Genomic DNA, 18,303 nt, shown 5'->3' with positions numbered 1-18,303 from the left:
TCAGCCGATGAAGCGCAGGCGCGGCATCAGTCGCGCCAGCAGTGGCACGGCGAACAAGGTCGTGTTGGCGAGGCCCGGCGACAGCGGCACCAGCAGCAATGCGATCACGACCGCCGCCGGCAGCGCCCAGACGCGACGGCGCACGATCAGCAGTTCCTCGGCCGCCACGCCCGCGGCCGCATGTTCGGGCCGCAGCACGCGATAGATCAGCCGCGCCTGCAGCAGCGCCGCCGCGAGCAGGGTGAGCAGGTAGAAGAGATGCGGGACGGTCTGCCCCATATTCTCGCTCATGAAGGCGGTCGAGAAGGGCACGAACGCGATCGCCATCAGCAGCAACAAGTTCGGCCAGAGGAAGGCGCGATCATGCCCCTCGACCAGCCCGAAGGCGCGATGATGCAGCGCCCAGAACGACCCCACCACCCAAAAGCTGAGCACGAAGCCGACGAACTTCGGCAGCCGCTCGCCGAGCGCTTCCCACGCCGCATGCGTGGCATCGGGGCCGAGCGGGATGCGCGGCGCGTCGATCTCGATCACCAGCAGGGTGATGACGATCGCGAACACCGCGTCGGAAAAGAAGACCAGCCGTTCGAGCAGCCTGTGGTTCATTGCGCCCCCGCACCCCCGCGTTCCTGCGGAAGGGGCCGTGCTTAGCGCGCCCTCCTCTACCCGTCACCCCGGCGCCGGCCGGGGTGACGGGCGGGATTCAGCCCGGGCGGTGGGCGCGGTTATACTTCTTGCGGATGATGTTGCGGTCGGCGCGGTGCTGGCGCGCGTGGAGCGCTGCCTTGTCGCCGCGGCTCAGGTGGCCGCCATTGGCAGCGCGCATCGCATCCGATTCGTGCCGGATCGAGCGCTGCTGGGCGTGCAGACGCCCCGCCTCGTTGTTGGTCAGCTTGCCCGAGCGCACGCCGGCATCGATCCGACGCTCCTGGTTGAGCTGGCGCGCATTGATCGGGTTCTGCGCCGCGGCGGCGCCGCCGAGGGCGAGTGCACCCAGCATGACGGCGGTGGTGATGATCTTCATGGTCGTCCTCTAGATGGCGGCGCCGTACCGGCCGCGCGTCGATGCAACGCGCGACCGGCAACAAAGGCTCAGCCGAGGACGCGGGACGTCAGCCGACGATCTCTTCCGGCTTGAAGAAATAGTCGATCTCGATCTTGGCATTCTCGGCGCTGTCCGAGCCGTGGACCGAGTTCGCTTCGATCGACTCCGCCAGTTCCTTGCGGATCGTGCCTGCGTCGGCATTGGCGGGGTTGGTCGCGCCCATCACCTTGCGGTTGGCGGCGACGGCATCTTCGCCCTCCAGCACCTGCACGACCACCGGTCCGGAGATCATGAAGGCGACGAGATCGTTGAAGAAGGGCCGCTCGCTGTGGACGGCGTAGAAGCCCTCGGCCTGCTCCTTCGTCATGTGGATGCGCTTGGACGCGACGACGCGCAGGCCGGCCTCCTCGAGCATCTTGGTGACGGCGCCGGTCAGGTTGCGGCGCGTGGCATCGGGCTTGATGATGGAAAAGGTGCGTTCGGTCGTCATGGCCGAGCGGTCTCCGTATTCGAGGATGGGGAAGATGGCGCGCATCTACCCGTGGCGTTGTCCGCGCGCAATGGTCGGAACGTCGGTGGTGACGGGGGGTTCGACCCCCCGGAAGGAGCGCCAATGGACGCCGAAGACCCCCGGATCGAAGAAGAGGCCGCACCCTCCCGCCATTTGTCGCAGGAGGAAGTGGAGACCGTCGCCGGGATGAAAGCCGGCTCCGCGCGCGTCGTGCACGAGGCGATCCGCCTGCAGGGCAATGACGAGCTCAGCCGGCCGCTCGCGTCGTTGTTGTTCTCCGCCTTCGCGGCGGGCCTCGCAATATCGGTCTCGGTGCTGGCCGAAAGCTTCCTGAGCATGCGCCTGCCCGCGACGCCGGCGTTCGAGCTGGTCAGCAGCTTCGGCTATTCGATCGGCTTCGTGATCGTGATCCTCGGCAACCTTCAGCTGTTCACCGAGAACACCGTGACCGCCGTGCTGCCGCTCGCGTCGCATCCCACCGCGCGCAATTTCGGGCGGCTGCTGCGGCTGTGGGCGATCGTGTTCGCGGGCAACATGCTCGGTACGTTGTTCGTGGCGGTGCTGATGGCGCACGACGTGATCCTGTCGCCCGAACAGCGCGAGGCAGCGCTGGCGCTGGCGTCCAAGCTGCTCGCGCACGATGCCGGCACGACGTTGCTGCTGGGCGTGCCCTCGGGCTTCCTCGTCGGCGCGATCGCGTGGATCCTGCCGAGCGCGCGCTCCAGCGAATTCTGGATCGTGACGGCGATCACCTACGTGATCGCGATCGGCGGCTTCAGCCACGTCGTCGCCGGCTCGGCCGAGGCATGGCTGCTGTGGCTGAGCGGCCGCGCTTCGCTCGGCTGGGCAGTGTTCGGCTTCATCCTGCCCGCGCTGGTGGGCAACATCATCGGCGGGACGGGGCTGTTCGCCGTCCTCGCCCACGGCCAGGTGCGCGGGGAGTTGTAGCCCCTGCGATCTCCGTCGGCCTACCCCCGCAGCCGCGCGCCGAGCTTGGCCGCCGCGGCGACGACCCGGTCGGAGATCGCCTGCAATTCGGCGTCGGTGAAGCTCTTCTCGACCGGCTGGAGCGTGACCGCGATCGCGAGGCTCTTCTCGTCCTCAGCCAGCCCCGTGCCCTCGAACAGATCGAACAACGCGACATCGACGATCGCCGCCTTGTCGGCACCACGCACCGCGCGCAGCAGCGCGTCGGCCGGCTGGTCGCGGCCAACGACGAAGGCGAAGTCGCGCGTCACCGGCTGGAGCATTGGCGGCGCATAGGCGCTGCGCATCCGCCCCGCCTCGCGCCGCGCCGGCACCGCGTCGAGATAGAGCTCGGCCGCCACGGTGGTGCGCTCGAGCCCGAATGCCTTGAGCGTCGCGGGGTGGAGTTCGCCGAACTCGGCCAGCACCGTCTTCGGCCCCAGCCGCAGCGTGCCCGAACGGCCGGGATGCCATGCGGCCGAAACCGGCTCCATCACCTGCAGCCGATCGATCGGCGCGCCGGCAGCGGCGAGCAGCGCCAGCGCCTCGGCCTTGGCGTCGAACGCGTCGAACGATCCCTTGCGCCGGGTCAGCCATTCGCGCGGCGCGGCCTCGCCCGCCAGCAGCAGGCCGAGCGTCGCGCGCTCGCCGTCCGCCAGATAGCGCCGGCCGATCTCGAACAGGCGGATCGTATCGGCACCGCGATCGGCGTTGCGCCGTGCGGCTGCCAGCAGCCCGGGCAGCAGCGAGGGCCGCATCACCTTCATGTCCTCGCTGATCGGATTGGCGAGCGTCCACGCGCCACCGCCGAAGCGCTCCGCCTCGGCGGCGGGCAGGAAGCTCCACGTCACGGCCTCGTTCAGCCCGCGCGCGGCGGCGGTGCGGCGCACCAGCCGTTCGATCCGCTGGCCCGGCGTGGCGGTCGGCTTCGCGACGCCAGCCGAACGCGGCAGCGCGACCGCGGGCACCGTATCCAGCCCGACGATGCGCACGATCTCCTCGACGATATCGGGCGTGCCCTCGACGTCGCGGCGCCAGCTCGGCACGCGCACCGTCCAGCTCCCGTCGATGCCGAAGCCGAGCCGCGCGAGGATCGCGCGCTGCGTGTCGGCCGCCACCTCGATCCCGCCCAGTTTCTGCGTCGCGAGCGGATCGTAGCTGAAGGTCGGATGGCCGGTGGGCGCCTTGCCCGCCTCGACCGCATCGGTCGGCGTGCCGCCGCACAGATCGATCACCAGCGCGGTGGCGATGGCGAGGCCGTCATGCAGGAAGGCGGGATCGACGCCGCGCTCGAACCGCTGGCGCGCATCGCTCGTCAGGCCGAGCTTCTGGCCGGTGCGCGCGATCGTCTCGGGGGTGAAATAGGCACATTCGATCAGCACGTCGGTGGTCGTCTCCGACACACCCGATTCAATGCCGCCCATGATGCCACCGATATCGTGGACGTGCGCCGCATCCGCGATCACCGTCATCTCGGGATCGAGCGCATAGCTCTTGCCGTTGAGCGCGACGAGCGTCTCGCCGGCCAACGCCTTGCGCGCGACGAGCCCGCCCTGCAGCTTCGCCACGTCGTAGACGTGAAGCGGGCGTCCCAGATCGAACATCACATAATTGGTGATGTCGACCAGGGCCGAGATCGGCCGCTGGCCGATCGCCGTCAGCCGCCGCTGCATCCAGTCGGGCGAGGTGCCATTGGCGACGCCGTTGACCACCCGCCCGAAGAAGGCCGGGCAGCCCTCCGGATCCAGCGTGGCGATCGCGACCGGGCACGGCTCGCTCGCGCGGATCGAGGGCACGGCCAGCGGCTTCAGCGTGCCGATGCCCGCCGCCGCCAGATCGCGCGCGATCCCGCGTACGCCCATGCAATCCTGCCGGTTGGGCGTGATCGCCACGTCGATCACCGGATCGGACAGGCCGGCATAATCGGCGTAGGACGTGCCGACCGGTGCGTCTGCCGGCAGCTCGATGATGCCTTCATGCGCGTCGGACAGTTCCAGCTCGCGCATCGAACACATCATGCCGTTCGATTCGACCCCGCGGATCGCGGCGACCTTCAGCGTGATGCCGCTGCCGGGGACGTAGGTGCCCGGCGCGCCGAACACGCCGACCAGCCCGGCACGCGCATTGGGCGCGCCGCACACGACCTGCAGCGCATCGCCGTCGCCGGTGTCGACCGTCAGCACCTGCAACTTGTCGGCCTGCGGATGCGGCGCGGCGGTCAGCACCTTCGCCACGGTGAAGCCGGCGAGCTTGGCGGCGGGATCGTCGACCCCTTCCACCTCTAGCCCGAGCTTCGTCAACGCCTCGACGATCGCGGGCAGCGCGGCGTCGGTCTGGAGATGCTCCTTCAGCCACGAAAATGTGAACTTCATGCGCCGACTCCCCCGGAGAGCGTGGGCACGTCGAGCGCGCGGAAGCCGTAGTGGCGCAGCCAGCGCAGGTCGCCGTCGAAGAAGGCGCGCAGATCGTCCATCCCGTATTTGAGCATCGCCAGCCGATCGACGCCGGTGCCGAAGGCGAAACCCTGCCATTCGGCCGGATCGAGCCCGACCGCCGCGATCACCTTGGGGTGGACCATGCCCGAGCCGAGCACCTCCATCCAGCCGCCATTGGGGCCGGTCGGATCGCCGCCGATCACACGCCGCCCCTTCTCGACCGTATAGCCGACGTCGACCTCGACCGACGGCTCGGTGAAGGGGAAGTAGGAGGGGCGCAGGCGGAGCACGATGTCGTCGCGTTCGAAGAAGGCCTTGAGGAAGGTCTCGAGCGTCCAGCGCAGATGGCCGAGATGGATGTCGCGATCGATCACCAGACCCTCGATCTGGTGGAACATCGGCGTGTGGGTGGCGTCCGAATCGGAACGATAGACGCGGCCGGGCGCGATGATGCGGATCGGCGGCGGCGTCTGCGTCATCGTCCGGATCTGCACCGGCGAGGTGTGGGTGCGCAGCAGCATCCGCCGCCCCTCGCCGTCACGGTCGCCCTCACCGAAATAGAAGGTGTCGTGCATCGCGCGCGCCGGATGCGTCTCCGGAATGTTGAGCGCGGTGAAATTGTGCCAGTCGTCCTCGATCTCGGGGCCGGTCGCGACCGCGAAGCCCAGATCGGCGAAGATCTCGGCCAGCTCGTCCATCACCTGGCTGACCGGATGGACCGATCCTTCGGCCCCGATCCCCACCGGCAGCGTCATGTCGAGCCGCTCGTCGACGAGCCGAGCCTCGAGCGCGGTGGCATCGAGCGCCGCCTTGCGCGCGGCGATGGCGTCGGCGACGGCGGTACGCAGCCCTTGGATCGCAGGCGCCTGTGCCTGCCGCTCGTCGGGCGACATGCCGCCGAGCGTCTTCAGGAGCAACGTGACCGTGCCGCTCTTGCCCAGCGCACCGACGCGAATCGCCTCCAGCGCATTGGCGTCGGCCTCTGCGATCCGCGCGAGTAGCTCGGCCTGCTGCTGATCCAATCCGTCCACCTTCACCCCATCACCCCCGCCATGACGGGACTTCCGCAATCCACGATCGGCCCAAAACCGAATCCGATCGCGAGATCATTCCAATGCTCGTTCGTCCGCTCGACGAGCGCGACCTTCCACGCGCGACGCCATTCCTTCAGCTGCCGCTCGCGACGGATCGCTTCGTCGATCGTGTCGAACGTCTCGCAGTAGGCGAGACGCCGGACCCCGTAGCGGCGGGTGAAGCTCGGGATCAAGCCTTCGCGATGCTGATGCATCCGCTGCATCAGGTTCGACGTGCAACCGATGTAGAGTGTGCCGCGAAAGCCGCTGGCGAGAATGTCTATCGCCGGCTGAAAGGTTTCGCGCACCCGCCAACCATACCCCCTCCGTCATCCCGACGAAAGTCGGGATCCAGGTTGTGGACCCACTTGAGGCTGCCGCCGTCCTGGATCCCGGCCTGCGCCGGGATGACGATGTGGCGTAAGCCCCAAAAAGAAAAGGGCGCGGAGGCATCGTGCCGCCGCGCCCTGTTCGAAGGCAGTCGGGAAGAGGCGTTACGCCGCGACCCGGGCTCCCTCGGGCAGTGCCGCCTTGGCCTGCGCGACGATCGCCGAGAAGGCTGCGCCCTCGTTCATCGCGAGGTCGGCGAGGATCTTGCGGTCGAGCTGGACGCCCGCGAGCTTCAGGCCGTGCATGAACACGCCGTAGGTGAGGCCCTCGGTGCGCACTGCCGCATTGATGCGCTGGATCCAGAGCGCGCGGAACGAGCGCTTCTTAACCTTGCGATCGCGGTAGGCGTACTGCCCTGCCTTCTCCACCGCCTGGCGGGCGATGCGGATCGTGTTCTTACGACGGCCGTAATAACCCTTCGCATCCTCGAGGATGCGCTTGTGCTTTGCGTGCGTGGTTACGCCGCGCTTGACGCGTGCCATGTGCCGCTACTCCTTAATTGAGGCCGTAGGGCGCCCACAGCTTGATGCGGCCGGTATCGGCATCAGCAAGCACGTCGGTGCGGCGGTTCTGGCGGATATACTTGGAATTGTGGCTGATGAGGCGGTGGCGCTTGCCGGCGACACCATGCTTCACCTTGCCGGTGGCCGTGAGCTTGAAGCGCTTCTTCACGCCGCTCTTGGTCTTGAGCTTGGGCATTTTCGTCTCCTTATCCAGGGCGATCACAAACGGCCACGGCAGCCCATACCGGCCGGGCAGTTCCCTCTAATCGCGGAAGCGGGGGCCTATAGGCAAGTCGCCCCGGCTTTGCAACCGTTGCGGAACTGGGCCGATCGGCGGGGGTTGAAATGCCCATGGCCGATGCATCCACCGCCGAACCGGGGATCGTATCCCCCCGCCACCCAGCCCCGCGGGATCCGCGCCGGCGCGATGCCGCGACGACCGCGCTCGCCTCGGTCATCGGCGTGCTCACAACCCTGATCGGGTTGATTTTCCTGGCATGGTTCATCCTGTTCGTCACGAAGGGCCGCTTCCTGAAGCACACTTTCGAGCGGATCGCCTCCAGCCAGAGCGGCCGATCGGTGCGCGTGGCGGGCGACTTCAATTTCTACTTCGACCCGATCGCGACCAAGTTTCTGGCCGAGGGGCTGACCGTTTCCAATCCCGATTGGGCGACCAAGCCGAACCTGTTTTCGTCGACCCTAATCGATACGCGGATCGACACGCTGTCGCTGATCTTCGGCAGCCAGCGCCGGGTGAGTTGGATCAACCTCGTCAACGGCGCCGCCGATCTCGAATGGGATCCGGCGCACAAGCGCAACACGTGGACCTTCAGCATCGAGGGCAAGCCGTTCCAGATCCCGCTGATCGAGCGTGCCGCCGTCGACGGCACGACGTTGCGCTATCGCGATCCGGCGATGAAGCTGTCGGCCGATATCGCGTTCAAGTCGGTCGACGCCAGCAACAACCGCGTCGACAATGCGATCCGCTTCACCGGCACCGGCACCGCGCGCGGCACGCCCTTCACCTTGTCGGGCGCGCAGACATCGCCCAACCAGCTGATCGCGGGCGGCAAGAACCAGTTCGAGCTGCACGCCGATGCGGTCCACAGCCATGTCGACGTCAGCGGCACGCTGCCGGGCGCGACCGTTATCGAGGGTGCCGACCTCGCAGTCGCGGTGCGCGGCCAAAATCTGCGCAACCTGTTCGATCTCGCCGGCATCGCCGTGCCCGATACGCGCGCCTATCGCATCCGCGGGCACCTGACCAAGCAGGGCAACGACTACCGCTTCACCAAGCTGGTGGGTGCCTATGGCAATAGCGACATTGCCGGCGCGCTGAGCGTGGCGGTGCCGCCCGCCAACGACCCGCAGGCGCGGATGAAGCTCACCGCCGATCTGTCGTCGCGGCTGGTCGACATGATCGATATCGGGCCGTTCGTCGGCTACAATCCGAACACGCTCGCGACCAAGGGCGCGACCGCCGCCGCGACGACCCAGCACAAGAGCGACGGCGTGCCGCGCATCCTGCCCGACGCGCCGCTGCGCATCGATGCGATCAAGACGTTCGACGCCGACGTGAAATATCGCATCGCCGATATCCGCCAGCCGTTCATCCCGGTCTCCAACATCGTGCTGGGGCTGACGCTCGACCACTCGCTGCTGCAGATTCAGCCGCTCGATTTCGACATGGCGGGCGGCCATGTCACCTCGGTGATCGCGATCAATGCGCGTGGCCCGGCGGTGGTGACCGACACCGATATCCGCATGTCGCCGACGCCGATGGGCAATCTGCTCGCCCGCTTCGGGGTGAGCCAGTCGGGCACCACCGGCACAATCAAGGCGCGCATCCAGATGCACGGCATCGGCGACACGGTGCGCAAGAGCCTCGCGACGTCGAACGGGCGCATCGCGGTGATCCTGCCGCGCGGCACCTTCTGGACCAGCTACACCCAGCTGTCCGAGTTCGACATCGGCACGTTCGTCCAGCGCATGTTCCAGAAGAAGCTGAAGGAGCCGGTGCAGATCAATTGCGGGCTGATCGGCTTCACCGTGCGCGACGGCATCGCGGCGGCGGACCCGGTGCTGATCGACACCAGCAAGAACGTGATGACCTCGAAGGGCGGTTTCAGCTTCCGCGACGAATCACTCAACCTGCTGTTCCGCGCCGACGCGAAGAAGATCAGCCTGTTCTCGGCACAGTCGCCGGTCGGGATCACCGGCCACTTCGCCCAGCCCGGCATCCAGATCATCACGCCGCAGCTGCTGGCGCGTGTCGGCGCGAGCGTGGCGCTGGGCGTGGTCGCGACGCCGGTGGCGGCGCTGGCCGCCTTCGTCGACCCGGGCGATGCCAAGGCGGCAGCGTGCGGCCCGGTGCTGGCGGGCGCCGACGCCGCGGCCCAGCGCACCGACAAGGGCAAGGCGCGCAAGGACGTCGGCAATGGCCAGACCGCCGACGAGCAGAAGCAGGCCGCGCCCAAGAAGGTTCTGGGCGTGAAGCTGAAATAGGCACCACGCCTTGACTCACCGCGCGCGCCTGCTTAAGCGGGCCGCTCTTTTCGACACCACAAGATTTAGAAAGACCGGGCGTTCGTCATGAAGATCCGCAATTCGCTGAAGTCGCTCAAGGACCGCCATCGCGACAATCGCGTGATCCGTCGCCGTGGCCGCACCTACGTCATCAACAAGACCAACCGCCGCTTCAAAGCCCGCCAGGGCTGATCCGGCTTTAGTCGAACACGAACGGCCGCGTGGGCAACCACGCGGCCATTTTGTCGTGTCCGGCGGATGTGGCCCGGCGGAGTTTTCTCGCCCCCTCCCGTCACCCCGGACTTGTTCCGGGGTCCACCGCGCGGCACTCCCTCAGCGCACCGGAGCCCCGGACCGTGGATGCCGGAACAAGTCCGGCATGACGGGGAAAGCGTAAGCGACGACGCGCCCTATTCGTCGTAGCCCTCGAGCTCGCGGCCGGTCAGGCGTTGGACGTGGATCACGTTGGTCGAGCCCGGCGTCCCGAACGGCACGCCCGCCATGATGATGATCCGGTCGCCCGCCTCGGCCAGCTGATGGCGCATAGCCATCCGCCGCGCCTTGGCGACCATCTCCTCGAAGTTCGCCACATCCTTGGTCCGCACCGCATGCGCACCCCACAGCAGGCCGACGCGGCGTGCCGTCTCCAGCTTCGGCGTCAGCACGAGGATCGGCGCCGACGGCCGGTCGCGCGCGATCCGGCGTGACGACGAGCCCGAGAGGGTGAAGCAGATGATCGCCTTGGCTGAGATCGTGTCGGCGATGCTGCGCGCGCTCTGGCTGAGCGCATCGGCGGTGGTGGGATCGGGCAGCGTCTCGGTGAAGTGCAGCCGCGCGGTATAGCCCGGATCGTTCTCGACCGAGACCGCGATGCGATCCATCATCGCCACCGCTTCCTCGGGCCACGCGCCCGCGGCGCTCTCGGCCGAGAGCATCACCGCGTCGGCGCCGTCATAGATCGCGGTGGCGACGTCGGACACCTCCGCGCGCGTTGGCGTCGGCGCCTGGATCATCGATTCGAGCATCTGGGTCGCGACCACGACCGGCCGGCCCATGCGACGCGCGGTGGCGACGATGCGCTTCTGCACGATCGGCACGCGCTGCGGCGGCAGTTCGACGCCCAGGTCGCCGCGCGCGACCATAACGCCGTCGGCCAGCTCGAGGATTTCCTCCAGCCGCTCGACCGCCGCCGGCTTTTCGATCTTCGCCAGCACGGCCGCCTTGCCGCCGATCAGCTTCTTAGCTTCGGCGACGTCCTCGGGCCGCTGCACGAACGAGAGCGCGATCCAGTCCGCGCCCTGCTCCAGCGCGAACGTCAGGTCGGCGCGGTCCTTTTCGGTCAGCGCCGCCATCGGCACGACCACGTCGGGCACGTTGAGGCCCTTGTTGTTCGACAGCGCGCCGCCGACCTCGACGATCGTCTCGACGCGATCGGGCGCGACCGCGAGCACACGCAGCACCAGCTTGCCGTCGTCCAGCAGCAGGCGCGCACCGACCTCCAGCGCCTCGAAAATCTCGCGGTGGGGCAGTTCGACGCGGGTCGCGTCACCCGGCTCGGGCGAGCGATCGAGCACGAATGGCGCGCCGGTTTCCAGCATCACCTTGCCGTCGGCGAACTTGCCGACGCGCAGCTTCGGCCCCTGCAGGTCGAACAGGATCGTGGTCGCGCGGCCGAGTTCTTCCTCCAGCGCGCGGATTGCCACGACCAGCGGCACCTTGTCGGCATGCGCGCCGTGGCTCATGTTGATGCGAAACGCGTCCGCGCCCGCCAGGAACAGCTTGCGGATCATCTCCGGCGTGCTCGATGCGGGGCCGAGCGTCGCCAGCACGCGGACCTTGCGGCTGCGGGGTGCCATTTTGGTGGACACTAGGGGGGTGACCTCTTGGTTGTGGGTTCCACCCGCCCCCTACCCTGCTCGGCGGAGATGTCGAGCCGAGACCTGCCCGTCTAAGACCTTAGCCCTTGAGCCGCATGTCCAGATAATTGTCCACCGACGTCATCAGCTCGGGCATTTCATGCTCGAAGAAGTGGTTCGCCTTCGGGATGGTATCGTGGTGGATCGTGATGTGCCGCTGGGTGCGCAGCTTATCGACCAGCTTCTGCGTGGCGGCCGGCGTCGCCACCTCGTCACCCTCGCCCTGGATGATGATGCCCGACGACGGGCATGGCGCAAGAAACGTGAAATCGTAGAGGTTTGCGGGTGGCGCGATCGAGATGAAGCCCTTGATCTCCGGCCGGCGCATCAGCAATTGCATGCCGATCCACGCCCCGAACGAAAAGCCGGCGATCCACGTCGTCTGCGCTTCGGCATGGATCGATTGGACCCAGTCGAGCGCCGAGGCAGCGTCGGAAAGCTCGCCCACGCCATTGTCGAACACGCCCTGGCTCTTTCCCACTCCGCGGAAATTGAAGCGGAGCGTGGCGAAGCCGCGCTTGACGAACGTCTGGTACAGCGACTGGACGATGCGGTTGTTCATCGTGCCGCCCGCCTGCGGATGCGGATGGAGAATCATCGCAACGGGTGCGCGCGGGCGCGGACCGGGCTGGAAGCGGCCTTCGAGACGGCCCTCGGGGCCGGGAAAAATGACGTCGGGCATGGGCCTCGCAGAAACTAAAGAACATCCGCCCTCTTGGGACGGACGCGGTCGCGCGCCTATATAGGGCCAGCGCGGTCACGCGCAATCACCGGGAACAGTCCGCCTCACCGTGACCGACCATATCTATCTCGATCATGCCGCGACCACGCCCGTGCTGCCCGCGGCGCGGATGGCGATGGCCGAGGCGCTGGCGCACTGGGCAAATCCGTCGAGCCCGCACGCCGGCGGCCGTGCAGCACGGGCAGCGCTGGAGGGCGCGCGCACGCGGATCAAGGCGGCGCTCGACTGGCCGCATCACCTGATCTTCACCAGCGGTGCGAGCGAGGCGCTCGGCCTCGCGCTCGGCCGCGCCGCGCTGCCGGCACGCGCGATCGGCGCGACCGAGCATGACGCGGTGCGACGCGCGGCGCCCGACGCGACCGTGCTGCCCGCGGATCCGGCTGGCCTGATCGACATCGGCGCGAGCCCGGAGTGCGCCCTCGTCGCCGTGCAGACCGCCAATAGCGAGACCGGCGTGATCCAGCCCGATATCGGCGATGCGATCCGCGCGCGCGGCGGCGCATGGCTTGCCGACGCCGCGCAATCGGCCGGCAAGCTGCCGCTGCCCGACGCCGACCTGATCGTGGTCTCGGCGCACAAGCTCGGCGGGCCGCCGGGGATCGGCGCGCTGCTGGTGCGCGATCTTGCTTTGCTGCGCCCGACCGGCGGACAGGAGCAGGGCTATCGCGGCGGCACCGAGAATGTGCCGGCGGCGCTCGGCTTCGCCGCTGCATTGGAGACGCGTGGCAGCCGCGCCCACCTGCCCGCCCTGCGGATGCGTCTGGATGAGGCGGTGCGCGCGCTCGGCGGCACGATCGTCGCCGAGGCGAGCCCGCGCCTGCCCGAGATCGCATCCTATCGCCTGCCCGGCGTCGCGGCGGCCGCCCAGTTGATCGCGCTCGATCTGGCGGGGATCGCCGTTTCGGCGGGCAGCGCCTGTTCGTCGGGCAGCCTGCGGCCGAGCGCCGTGCTGACCGCGATGGGATGGAACGAGGCGGAGGCGCGCGAGGTGATCCGCGTCAGCCTCGCGCCCGAGACCGGCGACGGCGAGATCGCGCGCTTCATCGATGCCTATGCGCGGCTGGCATCGCGGCGGGCGGCGGCATGATCTATCTCGACTATCAAGCGACCACCCCGCTCGCCCCCGAGGCGCGCGAAGCGATGCTGCCGTGGCTCGGCACCGATTCGGGCTTCGCCAATCCGCATTCGGCGCACAAGCTCGGCCGGCAGGCGGCGGCAGCGGTCGAGCATGCCCGCGCGCAGATCACCGCACCGTTCGGCGACGGCGGCCGCCTGCTCTTCACCAGCGGCGCCACCGAGGCGGCCAATTGGGCGATCAAGGGCATCATGGCCGATGCGCTGCCGGAGCGCCGCAAGCTGGTGACGATCGCGACCGAGCATGCCTGCGTGCTCGACAGCGCGCGCTGGCTGGAGCGGATGGGGTGCGAGCTGGTGGTGCTGCCGGTCGATGCCGGCGGGCTGGTCGATCTCGACGCGGCGGCGGCGGCGATCGACGCGCGCACCACGCTCGTCGCGGCGATGCTCGTCAACAACGAGATCGGGGTGATCCAGCCGATCGGCGCGCTTGGCGCGCTCGCCCGCGCGGTCGGCGCGGTGATGTTCTGCGACGCGGTGCAGGGCTATGGCCGCGTGCCGCTCCCGACCGCGGCGTGCGACCTGATCGCCATCTCCGCGCACAAGATCCACGGCCCGAAGGGCGTGGGCGCACTGTGGCTGCGCGACGGCATCGCGCCGGCGCCCTTGCTCCACGGCGGCGCGCAGGAGGGCGGGCTGCGCTCGGGCACCTTGTCGCCCGCGCTCTGTGCCGGCTTCGGCGCCGCCGCCGCGCTGGCGGACGCGCAGCGCGCGACCGATCGTCGCCACGTCGCCGCACTGGCGGCGCAGGCACGTGCCGCGTTCGGCCCCGAGTGGGCGCTGAACGGCGACGCGACCGCGCGCTACCTGGGCAATCTCAACCTGCGCCGCGACGGGCTCGATGCCGGCCGGCTGATCTCCGAGGTGCGCGAGGTCGCCTTTTCCGCCGGATCGGCCTGCGCCAGCGGCTCGGGCCGGCCGAGCCACGTATTGCGCGCGATCGGGCTGGACGATCGCGCGGCGCGCGGCTCGATTCGGCTCGGCTTCGGCCGCTACACGACGGCGGAAGAGGTGGCGGACGCCGCCGCCTTGCTCAACGCCGCCGCAGCGCGACAGATGGAGTGGGCATGAGCGTCACGGTGCGGTTCCTGCGGCATGACGGATCGCCCGCGCGCACGGTCGAGGCGCCCGCGGGCGAGCGCCTGCTCGACGTGGCGCAGGCGGCGGATCAGCCGCTGGAGGGGACGTGCGAGGGGCAGATGGCCTGCTCGACCTGCCACGTGATCGTCGCGCCCGAGGATTTCGATCGCCTGCCGCCCGCCAGCGCCGACGAGGACGACCTGCTCGACCTCGCCGCGCATGTCACCCGCACCAGCCGTCTCGCCTGCCAGATCTGGCTGGACGAAGGATTGGGCCAGCTCACCGTGCGCATCCCGCCCGGTGCGCACGACATGCAGGGCAGATAGGCTCAGGCGACCGCGCGCGCCTCTTCCGCCGCCGCATCGCCGGCCGCCGCCAGCAGCAGCCGCTCCAGCGTGCGCAGCCGCGCGGCGCTCTCAATCTTGTCGCCCAGCAGATCGGTCACATAGAAGACGTCGACCGCGCGCTCGCCATAGGTGGCGATGTGCGCCGAGTGGATCGTCACCTTCGCCTGGAACAACGCATAAGCGAGCGCATGCAGCAGCGCCGGCCGGTCGCCTGCATTCACCTCTACCACCGTGTAGCGGTTGGAGGCGTGGTTATCGATCAGCACGTTCGGCACCACCTCGAAGGCGTGCGCGCGGGTGCGCGGCGGCGGCTTGGCGGCGAGGCGCGCCGCCATCTGCCCGCGCGCGGCGAGCGAATCCTCGATCGTCTGGGTGAGCCGGCGCAGACGATCGGGATCGTCGAACGCGTGGCCGAACGGATCCTGCACCAGGAAATTGTCGATCGCCATGCCGTCGCGCGTCGTGTGGATGCGCGCGTCGATGATGTTGCCGCCGGCGAGCGCGATCGCGCCGGCGATGCGATAGAACAGGCCGGGATGATCGCCGGCATAGATGCTGACGAGCGTCGCGCCGCGCTGCGTATCGGCCTGCGCCGCGATCGACAGCGGCTTGTGCCCGGCATCCGCCGCCGCGATCAACCGGGCGTTACGTTCCAATATGTCGACGCCCTCCGACACCCAATAGCTGTCGGGAAAGCGCTCGGCATGGGCCTCGAAGCGGGTGCGGCTCCAGCCGAGCTCGACCGCCAGCTCGGCGCGCTTGAGCGCGATCCGCTCGCCGCGCCCGCGCTGTTTGTGGCCGAGCCGTAGTACCTCCTCGGCGGCGGCGTAAAGATCGCACAGCAACTGGCGCTTCCAGCCGTTCCACACGCCGGGGCCGACCGCACGGATGTCGACGATCGTCAGCACCAGCAGCAGGCGCAGCCGCTCGGGGCTCTGCACCACCTCGGCAAAGTCCAGCACGGTCTTGAAGTCCGACAGGTCGCGCTTGAACGCGGTTGCCGACATCAGCAGGTGGTAGCGCACCAGCCACGCGACCGTGTCGGTCTCGGCGGCGGTCATGCCGAAGCGCGGGCATAGCCGCTCGGCGATCTCGGCGCCGAGGATCGAATGGTCGCCGCCGCGCCCCTTGGCGATGTCGTGCAGCAGTACCGCGACGTAGAGCGCGCGGCGCGAGGCGATCTGCTTGAACATCCCGCTCGCCAGCGGATGATCGGCCTCAAGCTCGCCTTTCTCGATCCGCGCCAGCAGGCCGATCGCGTGGAGCGTATGCTCGTCGACCGTATAGTGATGGTACATGTCGAACTGCATCTGCGCGACGACGCGGCCGAAGTCGGGCACGAAGCGGCCGAACACGCCCGCCTCGTTCATCCAGCGCAGCACCCGCTCGGGATCGCGCGGCGAGGCGAGCACGTCGAGGAATAGAGCGTTGGCGGTCTTGTCCTCGCGCACGCGGGCATCGATCAGGCGGGCATCGCGGCCGGCGCAGCGCATCGTCTGCGGATGGATCTCCAGCCCGTGTCGGTCGGCCAGCGCGAACAGTCGCAGCAGCCGCACCGGATCCTCGGCGAAGAAATCGTCGCTTGGCACTGACAGGCGCCCGCGATCGAGCAGGAAGCCGTCGAGGTCGCGCGGGCGCCGCCGGCCGATCGTCGGCAGGCCGAAGCGTCGCCCGCGCGCGGCAAACGTCTCGTCGATATGCGCGAGGAAGATGGCGGTGAGATCGCCCACCTCCTTCGCCGTTAGGAAATAATGGCGCATGAAGCGCTCGACCGCGGTCCGCCCGGGCCGATCGGCATAATGCATCCGCGAGGCGATCTCCGACTGGACGTCGAAGGTCAGCCGATCCTCGGCGCGCCGCGCGATGATGTGGAGGTGGCAGCGCACCGCCCACAGGAAGTTTTCGGCGCGGCGGAAACGCCGCAGCTCGGCCGCGCTCAACAGCCCCTTGTCGACCAATTCGCCGACATGACGGACATTGTAGGCATATTTGCCGATCCAGAAGAGCGCGTGGAGATCGCGCAGCCCGCCCTTGCCCTCCTTCAGATTGGGCTCGACCACGTAGCGGCTGTCGCCCATCCGCTCGTGGCGCTGGTTGCGCTCGGCCAGCTTGTCGGCGACGAACGCGCGGGCAGTGCCGGCCACCACGTCGCGCTCGAACCGACGCGCGGCCTCGTCGTAGAGCGGCTGGTCGCCCCACACGTAGCGCGCCTCGAGCAGCGCGGTGCGGATGGTGAGGTCGCTCTTGGCCATGCGCACCATCTCGTCGAGCGAGCGGCTGGAATGACCGACCTTCAGCCCGAGATCCCACAAGGTGTAGAGCATCGATTCGATGACCTGCTCGCCCCAGCCGGTCTGCTTCCACGGGCTGATGAAGGCGATGTCGACGTCCGAATGGAGCGCCATCTCGCCGCGCCCGTATCCGCCGACCGCCACCAGCGCGAGCCGCTGCGCCGCGCTGGGGTTTGGATTGGGGAACAACGCCTGCGTGGTGAAATCGTAGGTCAGCCGCAGGATCTGATCGGTCAGGAAGGCATAAGCGGCGGCGATGTCGCTGCCCTGCGTCGGGGCGGCGGTCAGCCGTCGCGCGATCTCCCCCCGCCCGGCATCGAGCGCGGCACGCAGGATGGCGGTTGCGCGGGCACGCCGCTCGGCCGGATCGCCGGCGTCGATCGCGCCGAGCGCGTCGGCCGCACGCCGCCGGTCGATGATCGCGCGGCGCTGCGGCAGGGCATCGAAGCGGGTCGCCATATCCTGCAGATAGGGCGCGCGCAGCGGTTCGTCACGCACCGCGCGTGCTATTGCTGCTCCGGTTCGATCGGCATCCGATCGCCAGCCGGCCGTCCCCCGCCCCGACGACCGCCGGGGCCGCCGAGGCGCGGCAGTTCCGCCTGCGTCAGCACGCCGTCGCCATTGACGTCGAGCAACCCGAAGCGGCGTTGCGCCGCCGCCTGGAACTCGCGCATCGTCACCGCGCGATTCATATCGGTATCCGCCGCGATTACCGGCTCGGGCAAAGCGAGATAGCCGAAGCGCGCCGCGCCGCGGAGCGACGGTCCGCCCTCGCCGCCGGGGCTGCCACCGCTGGGGCCGCCACGGCCGCCGCCATGGCGACCACCGCCGCCCATACCGCCCATTCCTCCACCCATGCCGCCGCCGGGACCGCCCATCCCGCCGCCCATGCCGCCACCCTCCATGCCGCCGCCGCCCATGCCGCCACCGGGGCCACCCATTCCACCGCGACCGCCGCCGTGGCGACCGCCGCTCTGGCCCTGGCTGCCGCTTTCACCGGCGCCACCGCCGCCGAAGCTCTCGCCCGACTGGACTTCGGGTAGGATCTCGGTTTCGTAGCGGTCGATCTCCTGCGGCCCGATCTCGCCGTTGCCGTCGACGTCGAGCGTGCGGAAGAAGCGGGCTGCATCCAGCATCATCTCGGTCAGCGTGATCTGGCCGTCGCCGTTGCGGTCGGCGCCCTTGAACCACGCGTCGGCCGGCGCCGGCGCGTCGGGCCCGCCGCCGCGGAACGGCTCGCCCATCGGGCTGACGAACAATCGCGCGCCACCCGGCGGACCACGGAAGCTGCCGGGGCCTCCGGGTGGTCCACGATGACCGTCATGGGGCGGCCGATGCGGCTCG

The 18,303-nt window shown here is 69.0% G+C and carries 18 protein-coding genes; 6 read left to right on the top strand and 12 right to left on the bottom strand.

The window, feature by feature from the left end; translation table 11 throughout:
- The 3 genes from K8P63_RS02890 to ndk all read right to left on the bottom strand — a co-directional run bounded on the left by K8P63_RS02890 (position 1) and on the right by ndk (position 1,535).
- Entirely contained in the window at positions 1 to 606 is a 606-nt protein-coding gene (locus K8P63_RS02890) for a TMEM175 family protein (RefSeq protein WP_223798380.1), read from the bottom strand.
- A 97-nt stretch (positions 607 to 703) separates the two neighbouring features.
- A complete protein-coding gene (locus K8P63_RS02885; protein WP_223798379.1) occupies positions 704 to 1,024 on the bottom strand; it encodes a hypothetical protein in 321 nt (106 codons plus the stop codon).
- A gap of 88 nt (positions 1,025 to 1,112) precedes the next feature.
- Positions 1,113 to 1,535, bottom strand: a complete 423-nt coding sequence (gene ndk, locus K8P63_RS02880) for a nucleoside-diphosphate kinase (protein ID WP_223798378.1) — start codon at positions 1,533 to 1,535, stop codon at positions 1,113 to 1,115.
- A 123-nt stretch (positions 1,536 to 1,658) separates the two neighbouring features.
- On the opposite strand from ndk, the gene K8P63_RS02875 reads away from it, so the two are divergent.
- The gene (locus tag K8P63_RS02875) at positions 1,659 to 2,504 is read left to right on the top strand and encodes a formate/nitrite transporter family protein (RefSeq protein WP_223798377.1); all 846 of its coding nucleotides are present in this window, start codon (positions 1,659 to 1,661) and stop codon (positions 2,502 to 2,504) included.
- A 20-nt stretch (positions 2,505 to 2,524) separates the two neighbouring features.
- Here the strand turns inward: K8P63_RS02875 and pheT are convergent, their stop codons facing one another.
- The 5 genes from pheT to rpmI form a co-directional block, all read right to left on the bottom strand.
- Positions 2,525 to 4,894, bottom strand: coding sequence for a phenylalanine--tRNA ligase subunit beta (pheT, locus tag K8P63_RS02870; protein WP_223798376.1), 2,370 nt, complete (start codon positions 4,892 to 4,894; stop codon positions 2,525 to 2,527).
- The gene (gene pheS, locus K8P63_RS02865; RefSeq protein WP_223798375.1) at positions 4,891 to 5,988 is read right to left on the bottom strand and encodes a phenylalanine--tRNA ligase subunit alpha; all 1,098 of its coding nucleotides are present in this window, start codon (positions 5,986 to 5,988) and stop codon (positions 4,891 to 4,893) included. The genes pheT and pheS overlap by 4 nt, the downstream gene beginning before the upstream one ends.
- Positions 5,989 to 5,990: 2 nt before the next feature.
- Positions 5,991 to 6,338: a GIY-YIG nuclease family protein gene (locus K8P63_RS02860; protein ID WP_223798374.1), complete on the bottom strand. Its 348-nt coding sequence runs from the start codon at positions 6,336 to 6,338 to the stop codon at positions 5,991 to 5,993.
- A 186-nt stretch (positions 6,339 to 6,524) separates the two neighbouring features.
- Complete coding sequence (gene rplT, locus K8P63_RS02855) at positions 6,525 to 6,902, bottom strand: 50S ribosomal protein L20 (protein WP_223798373.1); 378 nt, start codon at positions 6,900 to 6,902, stop codon at positions 6,525 to 6,527.
- A gap of 13 nt (positions 6,903 to 6,915) precedes the next feature.
- Positions 6,916 to 7,119, bottom strand: a complete 204-nt coding sequence (gene rpmI, locus K8P63_RS02850; protein ID WP_223798372.1) for a 50S ribosomal protein L35 — start codon at positions 7,117 to 7,119, stop codon at positions 6,916 to 6,918.
- Positions 7,120 to 7,274: 155 nt separating this feature from the next.
- Between rpmI and K8P63_RS02845 the strand changes: the two genes are divergently transcribed.
- Complete coding sequence (locus K8P63_RS02845) at positions 7,275 to 9,428, top strand: AsmA family protein (protein ID WP_223798371.1); 2,154 nt, start codon at positions 7,275 to 7,277, stop codon at positions 9,426 to 9,428.
- 87 nt (positions 9,429 to 9,515) lie between these two features.
- On the top strand, positions 9,516 to 9,641 hold the full coding sequence (ykgO, locus tag K8P63_RS02840; protein WP_003046794.1) for a type B 50S ribosomal protein L36: 126 nt from the start codon (positions 9,516 to 9,518) through the stop codon (positions 9,639 to 9,641).
- Positions 9,642 to 9,859: 218 nt separating this feature from the next.
- On the opposite strand, the gene pyk is transcribed toward ykgO, so the two are convergent.
- On the bottom strand, positions 9,860 to 11,305 hold the full coding sequence (gene pyk, locus K8P63_RS02835) for a pyruvate kinase (RefSeq protein ID WP_398288829.1): 1,446 nt from the start codon (positions 11,303 to 11,305) through the stop codon (positions 9,860 to 9,862).
- 100 nt (positions 11,306 to 11,405) lie between these two features.
- Positions 11,406 to 12,047 (bottom strand): alpha/beta hydrolase, encoded by a 642-nt coding sequence (locus tag K8P63_RS02830; protein WP_223798369.1) that lies wholly within the window; start codon positions 12,045 to 12,047, stop codon positions 11,406 to 11,408.
- Positions 12,048 to 12,216: 169 nt separating this feature from the next.
- On the opposite strand from K8P63_RS02830, the gene K8P63_RS02825 reads away from it, so the two are divergent.
- From K8P63_RS02825 to K8P63_RS02815, 3 genes are read left to right on the top strand one after another with little or no spacing between them, the layout of a single operon-like run.
- Entirely contained in the window at positions 12,217 to 13,194 is a 978-nt protein-coding gene (locus tag K8P63_RS02825) for a cysteine desulfurase family protein (RefSeq protein ID WP_263282705.1), read from the top strand.
- On the top strand, positions 13,191 to 14,312 hold the full coding sequence (locus tag K8P63_RS02820; protein ID WP_223798367.1) for a cysteine desulfurase family protein: 1,122 nt from the start codon (positions 13,191 to 13,193) through the stop codon (positions 14,310 to 14,312). The genes K8P63_RS02825 and K8P63_RS02820 overlap by 4 nt, the downstream gene beginning before the upstream one ends.
- Positions 14,309 to 14,647: a 2Fe-2S iron-sulfur cluster-binding protein gene (locus K8P63_RS02815; RefSeq protein ID WP_223798366.1), complete on the top strand. Its 339-nt coding sequence runs from the start codon at positions 14,309 to 14,311 to the stop codon at positions 14,645 to 14,647. Before K8P63_RS02820 ends, K8P63_RS02815 begins: the two co-directional genes overlap by 4 nt.
- Before the next feature lie 2 nt (positions 14,648 to 14,649).
- Here the strand turns inward: K8P63_RS02815 and K8P63_RS02810 are convergent, their stop codons facing one another.
- Together K8P63_RS02810 and K8P63_RS02805 are read right to left on the bottom strand one after the other, a co-directional pair.
- Positions 14,650 to 17,418 carry a [protein-PII] uridylyltransferase gene (locus K8P63_RS02810; RefSeq protein ID WP_223799702.1) on the bottom strand — a complete coding sequence of 923 codons (2,769 nt, stop codon included), beginning with the start codon at positions 17,416 to 17,418 and terminating at the stop codon, positions 14,650 to 14,652.
- Between the two features lie 47 nt (positions 17,419 to 17,465).
- Positions 17,466 to 18,218: an EF-hand domain-containing protein gene (locus K8P63_RS02805; protein WP_223798365.1), complete on the bottom strand. Its 753-nt coding sequence runs from the start codon at positions 18,216 to 18,218 to the stop codon at positions 17,466 to 17,468.
- Positions 18,219 to 18,303: the final 85 nt, after the last annotated feature.

Origin of the sequence: Sphingomonas nostoxanthinifaciens, from assembly GCF_019930585.1 — a bacterium.
GTDB classification, from domain to species: domain Bacteria; phylum Pseudomonadota; class Alphaproteobacteria; order Sphingomonadales; family Sphingomonadaceae; genus Sphingomonas_I; species Sphingomonas_I nostoxanthinifaciens.
The sequence above is the reverse complement of the archived record's forward strand: the minus strand, read 5'-3'. Positions and strand labels throughout refer to the sequence as shown.

Bases quoted from the DNA above. Each gene is read 5' to 3' on its own strand.
- ndk (WP_223798378.1), bottom strand. From the start codon at position 1,535: ATGACGACCGAACGCACCTTTTCCATCATCAAGCCCGATGCCACGCGC.
- K8P63_RS02820 (WP_223798367.1), top strand. From the start codon at position 13,191: ATGATCTATCTCGACTATCAAGCGACCACCCCGCTCGCCCCCGAGGCG.
- pyk (WP_398288829.1), bottom strand. From the start codon at position 11,305: ATGGCACCCCGCAGCCGCAAGGTCCGCGTGCTGGCGACGCTCGGCCCC.
- rpmI (WP_223798372.1), bottom strand. From the start codon at position 7,119: ATGCCCAAGCTCAAGACCAAGAGCGGCGTGAAGAAGCGCTTCAAGCTC.
- K8P63_RS02890 (WP_223798380.1), bottom strand. From the start codon at position 606: ATGAACCACAGGCTGCTCGAACGGCTGGTCTTCTTTTCCGACGCGGTG.
- K8P63_RS02875 (WP_223798377.1), top strand. From the start codon at position 1,659: ATGGACGCCGAAGACCCCCGGATCGAAGAAGAGGCCGCACCCTCCCGC.
- pheT (WP_223798376.1), bottom strand. From the start codon at position 4,894: ATGAAGTTCACATTTTCGTGGCTGAAGGAGCATCTCCAGACCGACGCC.
- K8P63_RS02845 (WP_223798371.1), top strand. From the start codon at position 7,275: ATGGCCGATGCATCCACCGCCGAACCGGGGATCGTATCCCCCCGCCAC.
- K8P63_RS02810 (WP_223799702.1), bottom strand. From the start codon at position 17,418: ATGGCGACCCGCTTCGATGCCCTGCCGCAGCGCCGCGCGATCATCGAC.
- K8P63_RS02825 (WP_263282705.1), top strand. From the start codon at position 12,217: ATGGCGATGGCCGAGGCGCTGGCGCACTGGGCAAATCCGTCGAGCCCG.
- K8P63_RS02830 (WP_223798369.1), bottom strand. From the start codon at position 12,047: ATGCCCGACGTCATTTTTCCCGGCCCCGAGGGCCGTCTCGAAGGCCGC.
- K8P63_RS02815 (WP_223798366.1), top strand. From the start codon at position 14,309: ATGAGCGTCACGGTGCGGTTCCTGCGGCATGACGGATCGCCCGCGCGC.
- ykgO (WP_003046794.1), top strand. From the start codon at position 9,516: ATGAAGATCCGCAATTCGCTGAAGTCGCTCAAGGACCGCCATCGCGAC.
- K8P63_RS02885 (WP_223798379.1), bottom strand. From the start codon at position 1,024: ATGAAGATCATCACCACCGCCGTCATGCTGGGTGCACTCGCCCTCGGC.
- rplT (WP_223798373.1), bottom strand. From the start codon at position 6,902: ATGGCACGCGTCAAGCGCGGCGTAACCACGCACGCAAAGCACAAGCGC.